Here is an 11,887-nt window from a genome sequence, read left to right as displayed (position 1 = left end):
CTACGGGTCGAGCAGCGCGCTGAACTGTCGCAGCGTGACCGCTTGGTCGGTCAGCGCGCCGGTGGGCAGCGGCACGTCGATCGGCGTCCCGTCGAGACGCAGGTTCAACGACTGCACCCCGGGAAACGTGGTGGCGGTCACCACCAACTGTCCGACGGCGAGCAGCTCTGCCTTCCCGCCGATCGACGCGAACGCTGCAGACAGATCGAGGGTCACCGAGGTGCCGGTGGCGGACGATTCGAGCACCACGGTTGCCGGCGGGACCGCGGAACGCAGACCGATGTCGGCCTCCTCGTCGCTGGGACCGTCGACCAGCGCACGGAAGATCGCGGTGATCTGCCCATCGCGGCTGCCGTCGCTGGTGACCTCGCGGGCGACGGGTACGAGGCGGTCGTTGTCTGCGATCAGATAGAGGGTGGCCGTGAACTCGACGGTGTCGACGGCTTCCGGCCCGGCCTCGGTGCCGACCGGGAGTTCACGCTCACGTGCGGGCAGGTCCACCAAGCGGGGCTCTTCCTGCGGCCCGAGGCTGCACGCGGTCACGATCATCACAGCGACCACCGCGAGGGGGGCTCGTCGGAGCCAGGTCATCGCGCAGTCCTCGGGAGCGTCAGCACGAACCGGGCACCCCGTCCGTCGGGAACGTTTTCGACGTGGATCGACCCGTGCATCCCTGTCATGTTCTCTCGGGCGAGTGACAGGCCGAGCCCGGATCCGTCCGCCGTGCTTCGCCGTTCGCCGTGGGCACCACGAGCGAATCGTTCGAACACGCGATCACGTTCGTGGCGGTCGACGCCTGGGCCGTTGTCGTCGATCATGACGCGCACTTCGGATTCGGTCGCGTCGATCGTCACCATGGTCGGCCCCAGGCCGTAGGCGACAGCATTCTCGAGCACGTTCCGGAGCACGACGGTGAAGCGCTGGACGTCGACACGGACGAGTGCGTCGACGGCAGGGTCGGCGACCTCGATCGGGACCGATTCGTGTCGGAGGCGACGCAAGGTGTTCGTCACGATCTGGGCGGGGACCACCTCCTCGAGATCGACGCGCGCCGAGCCTGCGTCGTGCTTGGAGATCTCGATGAGGTCGGCGACCATCCGCTCGAACCGTTTCACGTCTCCGGCGAGCAACGTGAGCGCCTCGTTCGCTTCGTCGGAGAGTTCGCCTCGACGATTCTCGAGCACCGAGACCGTGTTCACCAGCGTGGTGAGCGGCGACCGGAGCTCGTGACTCACGTCGGCGGCGAAGCGGGACTCTCGATCGATGCGTTCCTCCAGTGCGTCAGCCATGCGGTTGAACGACGCAGCGATTCGAGCGACCTCCTCGTCGGCATGGTCGTCGAGTCGCGTGCTCAGGTCGCCGTCTGCGATGCCCTCCGCGGCGCGGCTCACCGACTCGAGCGGCTCGGCGATCCGCCGACCGATCAGGCCGGCGATCGCCATGCCCGCAACGGTGGCGAGCCCCCCGACCCCGATCAGGGTGTTCCGCAGCGTGGCCAACGTCGATTGCACATCACTGAGCGAGAACACCTCGAAGTACTGGTCGCCGCCGTCCAGCGGGGCTCCGATGGCGATGAACAACCGATCGTCGAGCCGGAACCGTTGGCGTGCGGCGCTTCCGGTGTCGATCGTCCGGACGAGCGTCCGGGGTAGATCATCGGGCTGGACCTGGAGCGACGACGTGAACCACTGGCCGTCTGCGAACAGCAACTCGCGGGCGCGTACCTCAGGGCGAAGCGAGGAGAGCAGCGCGACTTCGTCGATGTCCTCGGTTCGGAGGGCCGCAGCCACGAGCGCGGCGTTGATGGTGAACTGGTCGACAGTGCTCTGGTCTCGCTCCTCGATGAGCACGTCTCGGACCACGTAGTAGGTGGAAACGCCAACCAGCAGCGACACCATGGCGACCAGGCCCCCCACACGCACCACGATGCGATTGCGTAGACGGGTTCGGCGTGACCTCATGGCCATCGGTCCGGCCTCCTGTTCGATCGGATCAGCCGGCGGGTTGCGGGTCGAACTTGTAGCCCAGGCCGCGCACCGTGGTCACGAACTCGGGTTCGGAAGGATCTCGCTCGATCTTCGCCCGCAGCCTCCGGACATGGGCGTCGACCACCCGAACGTCGCCGTAGTAGTCATAGCCCCAGACGAGCTCGAGAAGCTGATCGCGTGAGAGCACCTTCCGTTCGTGCTGGATCAGCTCGCTGAGCAGACGGAACTCCGTTCGCGTCAACTCGACGGGCTCGCCGTCGACAGCCACGGCTCCTTCATCGACACGGACCTCGAGCCGGCCGAACCGCCGAGCCGCGCCCGCGGCTGGCAACAGACCCTGCGTCCTCCGGAGCAGTGCGCGGATCCGAGCCGCGACCTCCTTGACGTTGTAGGGCTTGGTCACGTAGTCGTCAGCGCCCGCTTCGAGACCAGCGACGACATCATGCGAGTCGTCGCGGGCCGTCAGCATCACGACCGGCACCGCACTGGTCCGACGGATGGTCCGGCAGAACTCCAGGCCGTCCATGCCCGGGAGCAACACGTCGAGAAGGACCAGGTCCGGCTCCTCTGCGCTGAAACGAGACAGCGCCTCCGCCGCGTCGGCGGCGACCTCGACTGCATAGCCCTCTTCTCGCAACGCGAGCCGCAGCGACGCACGGATCCGATCGTCGTCCTCGACGATCAGGAGTTTCGCGTTGACGGGCGTTGGAGCACTGCTCATCCGGGTTCGGTCCTGTCATCTCGGAGCGTGGCGCACTGATGACGAAGTGTCGCAGATCTGTCGACGACGTGGGACTCGACCCGCATCGTCCCGAGGACACAGGACGCGCAGCGAATTCGCGCAGATCACGCGTCCGATCGTCACAGACACACGGGACTGTGGGAGTTGTTCCATCGGACTGCACTTCCGAGGAGGGGCAATGAGTTCGATCTTCGTCGTCATCGGTTGGTACGTGACCGGGTTCCTCGTGGCACGTGCGCTGATCGACCACGGTCACAGTCCGATGATGTGGTGGGTCGCCGCCGCGCTCCTCGGGGCCATGGTCACCTTGCCTGCGGTGATCGCCACGATCTGGGCACATCGGGTGCCCGTCGCGTTGGACCTCGTCGAGCGTTCCCCATCGCCATCCAGCGTCATGCACGTCGTCGCCGTCGCTCCGATCGATCGGCTGGAGGGCGCGGTCGATGCCATCCCGACGCCGGTCGGTCGGCGCACGGATCTGGTGACCGTCGTCGGGACCGTGGGGTACGAGGCGTTCAGCCACGCCGTCGAGACGGGCGAACGAGCGCACGCCGCTGCTTCCATGAGGTCACTCATCCGCCCGTGTTCGATCACGGACAACCGCATCGTCACGACCGAGGGTCCGCGACAGTTGGCCGCGGTCTTCGACGAGGTCGGAGTACCCGACATCGTCGTCCTCGGAACTCGGCCCGGTCGCATCCCGACGCGTCGCGCGTTCGAACGGAGCCTCGAGTTGAGCGCAGCGCACGACGTCCCCGTGCTCATCACACCCTGGAACCGCTCCCCGACCCCCGCCGCGACACGAGAGCTGAGTCTGAGTCCATGACCGATCTCCATCCACCCGAAGAACACCAGTTGTTGGTCTTCTGGGTCGCCCTGTTGACGATCGTCGTCGTCGCCCGCGGTCTCGGGTCCGTTGCCAAGCGTCTCGGTCAACCAGCCGTCGTGGGCGAGTTGGCCGCAGGTGTGGTCCTCGGACCGTCGATCCTCGGACGAGTCGCCCCCGACGTGTTCGAGTGGCTGTTCCCCCCGGATGACGTGCAGACCGCGATGATCTTCACCGTCGGCTGGATCGGCGTCGTGTTCCTGCTCGTCGTCACCGGCGACGAGACCGATCTCGGCCTCATCCGACGCCTCGGACGAGCCGCGGGAATCGTCTCGACGGGCAGTCTCGTCGTTCCACTCGTCCTCGGGTTCGGCGTCGGCCTGGCGATGCCCACGGTCTTCATCGGCGAAGGCGGCGACCGCACCGTGTTCGCCTTGTTCCTGGCCGCCGCGTTGTCGATCTCCTCGCTGCCGGTCATCGCCAAGATCCTCGGCGACATGGGCTTCATGCGCCGAGACTTCGGACAGCTCACCCTTGCCGCCGGCATGGCCAACGACGTCATCGGATGGGTGATCCTCGGTGTGGTCGCCGGTCTCGCCCAGGCCGGGGCCATCGACGTGGGAGCCATCGCGTCGACGGTGTTCGGTCTCGGAGTGTTCTTCCTGCTCGCCTTCACCGTTGGCCAACGAGTGCTCGACTGGGCGCTCACCCGGCTCCGTCTCCGCGACTCCTCGCCCGGTGCAGCGACCGGCGTCCTCATCCTCACCGCGCTGACTGCCGGAGCAGTCACGCAGTGGCTCGGTGTCGAAGCTGTGCTCGGCGCGTTCGTCGCCGGCGTACTCGTCGGCCGCAGCCGCCTCCGCGACCACCGCATGATCGAGCCGATCGAAGTCGCCACCACCAACCTGTTCGCGCCGGTGTTCTTCGCGACCGCCGGACTCCGAGTCGACCTCGGGCTCCTCGGCGATCCCGAGGTCCTGGTGTGGGCGGTCGTCGTCCTCGCCGTCGCGAGCATCGCCAAGTTCGGCGGGTCGATGATCGGTGCACGACTCACCGGTCTCTCGGTACGGGAAGGCGCCGCCCTCGGCGTCGGGCTCAACGCCCGCGGCGCACTCGAGATCGTCATCGCGACCGTCGGGATCTCCCTCGGGGTGCTGAACCAGGCCTCGTACACCGTGATCGTGCTCATGGCGATCGCCACGTCCATGGCCGCCCCGCCGTTGCTGCGCAGAGTGCTCGCCGGCTGGGACGGCACACCCGAGGAGCGGAAGCGTCTCGATCGCGAGGAGGCACTGCGATCGAATCTCCTCGTCCGCGCCGACCCGGTTCTCGTACCGACACGCGGGGCCAGCAACTCGGTGATGGCCGCCCAGATCGTCGCCATGGCATGGCCGGAAGAGGTACCGGTCACGCTCGCGACCGTCACGGAGAACGGCCGCCGCGTGGACCTCGGCGTCCTGCACTCGGTGCTCCATGAGCATCCGGTCGAGGATCGGACACTCCCTGCCCGCTACGACGTCGACGCCATCATCACCGAGCTCCGGCTCGGGTTCGGTGCTGTCGTCGTGGGATGCAGCGCGCCGGCGGATCCCGCCCAGATCCTGCCCGACTTCGTCGCAGACCTGGCCAAGCGCAGCCCGGTCCCCGTCGTGATCGTTCGGCGCGGGCTGTCCGTCAACGGACGACAGCCCCCGGCCTACGGTCGGGTGCTCCTCCCGGTCGCCGGGACGCAATCATCGAGGGCGGCACAGGAACTCGGACTCAACATCAGCGCGAGCATCGGAACCCGAGCGGTGCTCGCCCACGTCCTCGATGCCGACGAGTCAGGCGACGACGCAGACGCCGAGCCCCTCGGCAACCGGATCCGACGCTCCGCCGTCGGCGTTGCGCGGCGGGAGACCGGCGCGCTCGAAGCCGAACAACAGATCCTCGACAGTGCCGCTGAGCGGGCTCGAGAACTCGGTGCTCGATCGACCATGGCCGTCATCCGCGCCGCCAGCACCGGCGACGGGATCCTCGCACTCGCTGAACACCACGAGACCGACCTCGTCGTCGTCGGCGCCACACGCCGAGCCGTCGAAGGCCACCTCTACCTCGGTCGGACCGTCGAACGAGTCCTCGGCAACTGTGACGCCACCACCATCGTGGTCGTCACCCCCGACACCCCGCGTCGATCATGAGACGTCCGACACCGCACCACTCCACGCCAGATCCTCCGATCGAGCAATCCCGTCCGGTCGTGTTGATCACCGCAGACAACGAACGCTGCGGCACTCACGCACTCGACCATGCCGTCAACCTGTTCGGGCCGGATCACCGCTACGTCGTCATCGGCGTCCACCGACACCGAGACGAACGCTCCGCCGCCGAGAGACTCGTGCGCTCCATCGCTCGGTCCGCACCCGACCTCACCGAGTCACTCGTCGTCTCCGGGGACGCCGCACGGGCCGTCTGTGAGACAGCCCGTCGATACGCCGCCGCAGCGGTCGTCGTCGGTGTCGACGTCGGCTCCGGCGACAGGACCGCTCCCTCACCGGCGTTCCGAGTGCTGCGGGGTGCCCCATGCCCCGTCGTGATGGTCGCCACCGAGGCGACCTGACCATCCTCGCTCCGGCGCGACGGGCCCACGCGTGCCGCGGGCACGAATCAGGCGCATCGCGTACATTGCCGCTATTCGGACAGTGTTGGCGGAAGGCGGGCGCACGCGATGGGATCTGGATCGGGGACGCTCGGTCGGCGGCGCGAACCGCTCGTCGCGGCTCCCGTCGACTCGGACCCTGTCGGCGCGGTCCTCCGGTCGGTCTTCCCGGGCATCGCAGTCGACGCACACATCGGGTCCGTCGTGGTGTCGGACATCGAGGCCGGGGACACACTGTGTCGGCAGGGCGATCCGGCCGACGTCGCCTGGGTCCTGATACGCGGGCGCCTCCGCGTGCTGCACGCCGACTCCGACGGATCAGCGATGCGAGCGATCGCCGACATCGGGCCCGGATCGGTGATCGGTGAGGGAGGGCTCGTCGACGGAGGTACCCGTGGTGCGACGGTCGTCGCCCGCCGCGACTGCCTCGTGGCCGAACTCTCCCGCCAATGGTTGGCAGACGTCGTCGGAGACGACCCGACCTCGATCGGCCACCTCATCCGCTCACTCGACGGTGGAAGAGACCGCCTCGAGACGACCGAGCGGGTGATCGCCGTCATCCCAGCGGGAGCGAGCACCCTCGCGGTGGACACGCTGGTCGATCACCTGCGCGCGATGCCGGAAACCATCGTCGTCGATGCTGCCGTGAGTGCGCGCGGCTCCGGGTGGCTCCGCGACCTCGAGACCTCGACGGAGACCGTCGTGCTCCTGGGCGACGGGTCATGGAGCGAGTGGAACGACCGTGCGGCCAGGATCGCCGACCGAATCGTGACGCTCGTCGACGCAACGCAGCCGACCCTGCACGCGAACGAGATCGCCGTCGCCGAACTCCCCGGCTTCCTGGCCAATGCCCGAACCGCGGTGTTGGTCCACCCGGATGACCTCGACACGCCCAGGCGCACCCGAGATCTCCTCGACGCACGGCCTGACGTCCGCCACCTCCATCTACGCGAGACCAACGCACGAGACCACGGCCGCGTGAGCCGTCACCTCACCGGTAGGACGGTGGCGCTCGTGGTCGGTGGCGGCGGCGCGCGCTCGTTGGCGGCAATCGGCACCTACCGCGAACTCCGACGACGCGGCATCCCGATCGACGCGGTGACCGGGTCGAGTGCCGGTGCCGTCCTCACCGCGCTGATCGCCCACGACGTCGATCCGGACGAGATGCTCGTTCGGGCACGCGCCGGCTTCGACAAGGTGCGCGATCCCACCATCCCCGTGGCCTCCATCCTGCGGGGACGCCGTCTCTGGGAGAAGCTCGGCCATCACCTCGGCGACGGCGACATCGAGGACACGTGGATCCCGTTCGCGTGCACGACGACAGATCTGACCGACCACGCACTCGTCGAGCACACGCGCGGATCGCTCCGTCGAGCCGTGCGAGCGAGTGTCTCCCTACCCGGCGTCTTTCCGCCCGTGGACCTCGACGGACACCTTCATGTCGACGGCGGCATCCTCGACAACCTCCCGGTCCGCGCCGCACGCGACCTCGCACCCGGGGCCGAGGTCATCGCCGTCGATGTCTCCCCGCCGCGTGGTCCGTCGGCCGAGGAACTGCCGCCCGACGTGTCGGGCGCCCAGATCCTGTTCCGCCGTCTGATGGGCATCGCCGGGCCCGGCGTTCCGTCGATCGCGACGACGATGACCGAGTCGGTGCTCCTGGGCGCATCCCGATCCCGTCGCGAGGTGCTCGAGGGAGTCTCGTGCCACATCGACCTGGACCTCGAGCGCTTCGCGCTCCTCGACTTCGCCAAGCTGGACTCGATCGTCGACATCGGCTCCCGGGAATCCGGCCCGATCGTCGACGAATGGGCCAGTCGCCACACCGACCTCGTCGGGGCCGATGAGGCGTGGACACCCACCATCGCCGTCGACGACCGCCCCGACCCCGACCTCGCGGCGACGACGTGGCGCGGCGTCACGGGCGCCTTGTGGCTGGCGGTCGCCGACCTCCGCTTCCGTCTCCGTCGGTTCGTGGTCGCGATGGCAGCCGCTGGCGTGGTGCTCGCCCTGTTGCTGCTGATGACCGGTGTCGTGAACGAGCTCGATCGCGAACCGTCGGTGACCACCGAGACCATCGGAGCGACGGCATGGCTGCTGCCCGACGGGATCAACAGCCCCTTCACCTCCAACGCCACGTTCGACGAGAGCGCGATCGCCGCCACCCGATCCGACGGCACGATCCGTCCCGCGGTGATCGCTCGACTCCCGGTCACGATCGACGGCGAGACGATCGACGCCATCCTGGTCGGCCACGCCGATGACGGACCCGGGGTCCCCAGCGTCGCCGACGGACGCGCAGCGGTCGCAGCAGGTGAGGTCGCCATCGCCAGCTTCGCCGGCGCTCGCGTCGGCGACACCATCGATCTCGGGAGCTCCGAGGTCGAGGTCACGGGAACGCTCGACGGGACCACGCTCTTCGCCGGCATGCCATTGGTCTTCACCCCCATCGACGCGGCGCGTCATCTCGTCGCGGGAGGACGACCCGTGGTGTCGACGCTCCTCGTCGACGGTGCAGTCGACCAGGTGCCGGACGGTCTCCATGTCCTTGCGCGGTCCGACATCGTGGCTGAGGCCAAGGGCCCCGTCGAACGTCCGATCCTCACGCTGCACCTCGTGCAGGTGCTGCTCGCGATCGTTGCGGCCATGATCATCGGCGCCGTCGTCTATCTCGCCTCACTGGAACGCACGAGGGACGTGGCGGTGCTCCGGGCCGTGGGTACGCCGGGTTCGATGCTCGCCCTCGGCGTCGCGGCACAGGCACTCGTGGTCGCCGCAGTTGCGGCGGCCCTCGCCGTCGGACTCGAGATCGTGTTGGCTCCGGCGTTCCCGCTCACCGTGTACCTCACCGTCGGCGACTTCGCGTTCCTGGTCGTGACCGCCGGCCTGGTCGCCGTGGGCTCGAGCTACCTCGCCGTCCGTCGAACGCTCCGGATCGATCCATCCGAGGCGTTCGCAGGAGCCGGAGGCTGAGATGCCGGTCATCACCGCCCGCGATCTCACCGTCGAGTACCCGGCTGACGGCTACGTCAACCGTCCGATCGACCACCTCGACGCCCGGATCGGGGACGGGACCCTGTCCCTGCTGTTGGGTCCGTCCGGATGCGGGAAGACGACCCTGCTCTCGTGCCTGGGCGGGCTCCGTCGGCCCACCGGCGGCTCCCTCCAGGTCGATGGGATCGAGCTCACCGATCTGTCCGACGGTCGACTGCTCGACTATCGCCGTCGGGTCGTCGGCTACGTCTTCCAGTCGTTCAACCTGATCGCATCCCTCGACGCGCTCGACAACGTCGCGGCCCCCCTGGTGTCCCAGGGAGTCCGACGACGCGTTGCTCGAGATCGGGCACGACGGACCCTCGATCGCGTCGGCATGGCAGACCACATGTCCAGACGGCCCGGACAACTCTCCGGCGGGCAGCAACAGCGTGTGGCCGTTGCGCGAGGACTCGTCCACGATCCGGCGCTGCTGCTCGCGGACGAACCCACTGCGAATCTCGACTTCGTACAGGCCGAAGCCGTGATCACCCTGCTGCGGTCGCTCGCAGTACCGGGCCGGTCCGTGATCGTGTCGACCCACGACGACCGTCTCCTTCCCATTGCCGACGAGGCGATCAATCTGCGGCCGACGGTCGACGAGACGGTCGACGTCGGTGTCCGCCACCTCGCCGACTCCGAGGTGCTGTTCCATCAGGGAGATCGCGGGACCGCCGTGTACGTGGTCGACGAGGGCGCCATCGAGATCGCTCGCGGTGACGAGGTGCTCCACAGGGTCGGCCCCGGCGCCTACTTCGGTGAGTTGGGGCCGATGATGGGCCAGCCACGAAGCGCAACCGCTCGTGCCGTCGGGCACACCGTGGTGACCGCCCTTACCGTGCAGGAGTTCAGGACCCAGAGCCGGCACGCCGCGATGACGGGGTCTTCCGATGCCCCCACGACGGGGCGATCGTGATTCCGTCGCCGTTGCGTTCCCAGAGGTGTGCGTAGGCGACGGGACGTTCGACCCTGTGCAGGACCCTGACGGACACGGCACGATGCTCTCCAGAAGGTGGGTCGCCACCGCCACGTCCGGAGAGACCGTCGACTGCGAATGAGCGAGACCCCACCACTTGGACTCCGCCGAAGTCTCGGCCTCGTCGAGGTCACGGCAAGCGGCGTCGGACTCATCATCGGCGCCGGCATCTACGTGCTCCTCGCGGCAGCCACCGCCGAGGCCGGCGCTGCCGTGTGGATTGCCTTCCTGGTGGCAGGCGGGCTCAGCGCGCTCACTGCCCTCAGCTACGCCGAGCTCGCATCGATGTACCCATCGGCAGGAGCCGAGTACGAGTACACGAGACGAGTCGCTCCCCCATGGGTCGCGTTCGCGATCGGCTGGCTGATGATCCTCGCACTCGCCGTGGCGGCCGCTGCGGTGTCGCTCGGGTTCGGCAGCTACCTCCGCTACTTCGTCGACGTTCCGGCGCAGGCGGGCGCCGGCGTGCTGTTGGTGGGCGTGACGGCGGTCGCCATGGGAGGAATCGAGAGCTCCGCACGGCTGACGACGGTCCTCAGCGCAGTGCAGATCCTCGGGCTCGTCGTGATCATCGCGATCGGCGTGCCCCATGTCGGTGACGAATCACTCGTCGACGGCGGCACGGTCGGCGGCGTCCTCGGCGCCTCGGCGCTCGTCTTCTTCGCGTTCGTCGGTTTCGACGAGGTGATCACGCTGTCGGAGGAGACCACGCAACCCACGCGGACGATCCCGCGCGCCCTCCTGCTCGCGCTGGGTGTGTCGACCTTGCTGTACGTCGGCGTTGCGATCGCCGGGATCTCGGTCCTGGGTCCGGACCTGCTGGCGGCGGCGGAGCAACCGTTGGCCGATGTGATGTCCACGGCTGTTGGTGGAGTGAGCGGCGAGGTCGTCGCCGTCGTCGCGATGATCGCCACCACCAACACCACGCTGCTCGCCATCACCGCTGCGTCGCGGCTGCAGTTCGGCATGGCATCCACCGGCGCCCTTCCCGCTGCGCTCGGCCGGGTCAACCGACGCCGCGCCCCCGGCCGAGCCATCGGCCTCGTGGTGGCGGCCGCCGCGTGCTTCGTCCTGGTCGGGGACATCTCGGTCGTGGCCGGAGTGACCGACTTCTCGGTCTACGTGGTCTTCATCGCAGTGAACGCCACGGTGATCACCCTCCGGTTCTGGCAGCCGAATCGCCGCCGGCCGTTCCGCGTGCCAGCGACGGTCGGTCGTGTGCCGATCCCTCCCGTGCTCGCACTGGGCGTCACTGCCGTCATGGTGCCGTTCTTGGACCCGGTGGCCATCGGGCTGGGCACGGTGGCCACCCTGATCGGCATCGCGGTCTACGTTGCCCTCGAGCGGCTCCGGCCGCCAGCACCCCGGGCACCACGAGGGAGCGACGACCCGAACATGGCACCGCGCACCACGATCACGGCAGATGATGCCGCCGCGACCGCGACGGTGCTCCAGATCGACTTCGACGTGGTGGAGTTCGAGCTCGAGGAGTTCCGAGCCGGCATGCAGATCGAACTGCAGCACGGTCGTGGCGATCCCGACACGAACATCACCGACGACGACCTGCTCACCACCGGCAAGATCGCGCTCGCTCATCTCAACGAGATCCCCGACTACTACACACGGCTCGCCGTCATGACCCGGGCAGCGAGGCGGCACCAAGCCGACTCGTAGCCCAGCGAAG

General features: G+C 68.4%; 9 protein-coding genes. 6 read left to right on the top strand and 3 right to left on the bottom strand.

Annotated elements, in window-relative coordinates; genetic code table 11:
* The 3 genes from AB8619_RS02350 to AB8619_RS02340 form a co-directional block, all read right to left on the bottom strand.
* A complete protein-coding gene (locus tag AB8619_RS02350) occupies window positions 1-591 on the bottom strand; it encodes a GerMN domain-containing protein (protein ID WP_436794853.1) in 591 nt (196 codons plus the stop codon).
* The gene (locus tag AB8619_RS02345; protein ID WP_436794852.1) at window positions 588-1,916 is read right to left on the bottom strand and encodes an ATP-binding protein; all 1,329 of its coding nucleotides are present in this window, start codon (window positions 1,914-1,916) and stop codon (window positions 588-590) included. Before AB8619_RS02345 ends, AB8619_RS02350 begins: the two co-directional genes overlap by 4 nt.
* A 76-nt stretch (window positions 1,917-1,992) precedes the next feature.
* Window positions 1,993-2,709: a response regulator gene (locus AB8619_RS02340; protein ID WP_436794851.1), complete on the bottom strand. Its 717-nt coding sequence runs from the start codon at window positions 2,707-2,709 to the stop codon at window positions 1,993-1,995.
* Window positions 2,710-2,908: 199 nt separating this feature from the next.
* Between AB8619_RS02340 and AB8619_RS02335 the strand changes: the two genes are divergently transcribed.
* The 6 genes from AB8619_RS02335 to AB8619_RS02310 all read left to right on the top strand — a co-directional run bounded on the left by AB8619_RS02335 (window position 2,909) and on the right by AB8619_RS02310 (window position 11,877).
* Window positions 2,909-3,556: a hypothetical protein gene (locus AB8619_RS02335; protein WP_436794850.1), complete on the top strand. Its 648-nt coding sequence runs from the start codon at window positions 2,909-2,911 to the stop codon at window positions 3,554-3,556.
* A complete protein-coding gene (locus AB8619_RS02330) occupies window positions 3,553-5,736 on the top strand; it encodes a cation:proton antiporter domain-containing protein (RefSeq protein ID WP_436794849.1) in 2,184 nt (727 codons plus the stop codon). Before AB8619_RS02335 ends, AB8619_RS02330 begins: the two co-directional genes overlap by 4 nt.
* A gap of 59 nt (window positions 5,737-5,795) precedes the next feature.
* Entirely contained in the window at window positions 5,796-6,155 is a 360-nt protein-coding gene (locus AB8619_RS02325; protein ID WP_436794848.1) for a universal stress protein, read from the top strand.
* Between the two features lie 108 nt (window positions 6,156-6,263).
* Window positions 6,264-9,167 carry a patatin-like phospholipase family protein gene (locus AB8619_RS02320; RefSeq protein ID WP_436794847.1) on the top strand — a complete coding sequence of 968 codons (2,904 nt, stop codon included), beginning with the start codon at window positions 6,264-6,266 and terminating at the stop codon, window positions 9,165-9,167.
* A 1-nt stretch (window position 9,168) separates the two neighbouring features.
* Window positions 9,169-10,143, top strand: coding sequence for an ATP-binding cassette domain-containing protein (locus AB8619_RS02315; RefSeq protein WP_436794846.1), 975 nt, complete (start codon window positions 9,169-9,171; stop codon window positions 10,141-10,143).
* A gap of 138 nt (window positions 10,144-10,281) precedes the next feature.
* Window positions 10,282-11,877, top strand: a complete 1,596-nt coding sequence (locus AB8619_RS02310; protein ID WP_436794845.1) for an amino acid permease — start codon at window positions 10,282-10,284, stop codon at window positions 11,875-11,877.
* The last annotated feature ends 10 nt before the right edge of the window (window positions 11,878-11,887 follow it).

It is taken from the genome of Actinospongiicola halichondriae, assembly GCF_049103745.1.
Taxonomy (GTDB): domain Bacteria; phylum Actinomycetota; class Acidimicrobiia; order Acidimicrobiales; family Salinilacustritrichaceae; genus Salinilacustrithrix; species Salinilacustrithrix halichondriae.
Note: the sequence above shows the minus strand (reverse complement) of the source record. Positions and strands in the feature narration are given on the sequence as shown.

Bases quoted from the DNA above. Each gene is read 5' to 3' on its own strand.
- AB8619_RS02340 (WP_436794851.1), bottom strand. From the start codon at position 2,709: ATGAGCAGTGCTCCAACGCCCGTCAACGCGAAACTCCTGATCGTCGAG.
- AB8619_RS02330 (WP_436794849.1), top strand. From the start codon at position 3,553: ATGACCGATCTCCATCCACCCGAAGAACACCAGTTGTTGGTCTTCTGG.
- AB8619_RS02310 (WP_436794845.1), top strand. From the start codon at position 10,282: ATGAGCGAGACCCCACCACTTGGACTCCGCCGAAGTCTCGGCCTCGTC.
- AB8619_RS02320 (WP_436794847.1), top strand. From the start codon at position 6,264: ATGGGATCTGGATCGGGGACGCTCGGTCGGCGGCGCGAACCGCTCGTC.
- AB8619_RS02335 (WP_436794850.1), top strand. From the start codon at position 2,909: ATGAGTTCGATCTTCGTCGTCATCGGTTGGTACGTGACCGGGTTCCTC.
- AB8619_RS02350 (WP_436794853.1), bottom strand. From the start codon at position 591: ATGACCTGGCTCCGACGAGCCCCCCTCGCGGTGGTCGCTGTGATGATC.
- AB8619_RS02315 (WP_436794846.1), top strand. From the start codon at position 9,169: ATGCCGGTCATCACCGCCCGCGATCTCACCGTCGAGTACCCGGCTGAC.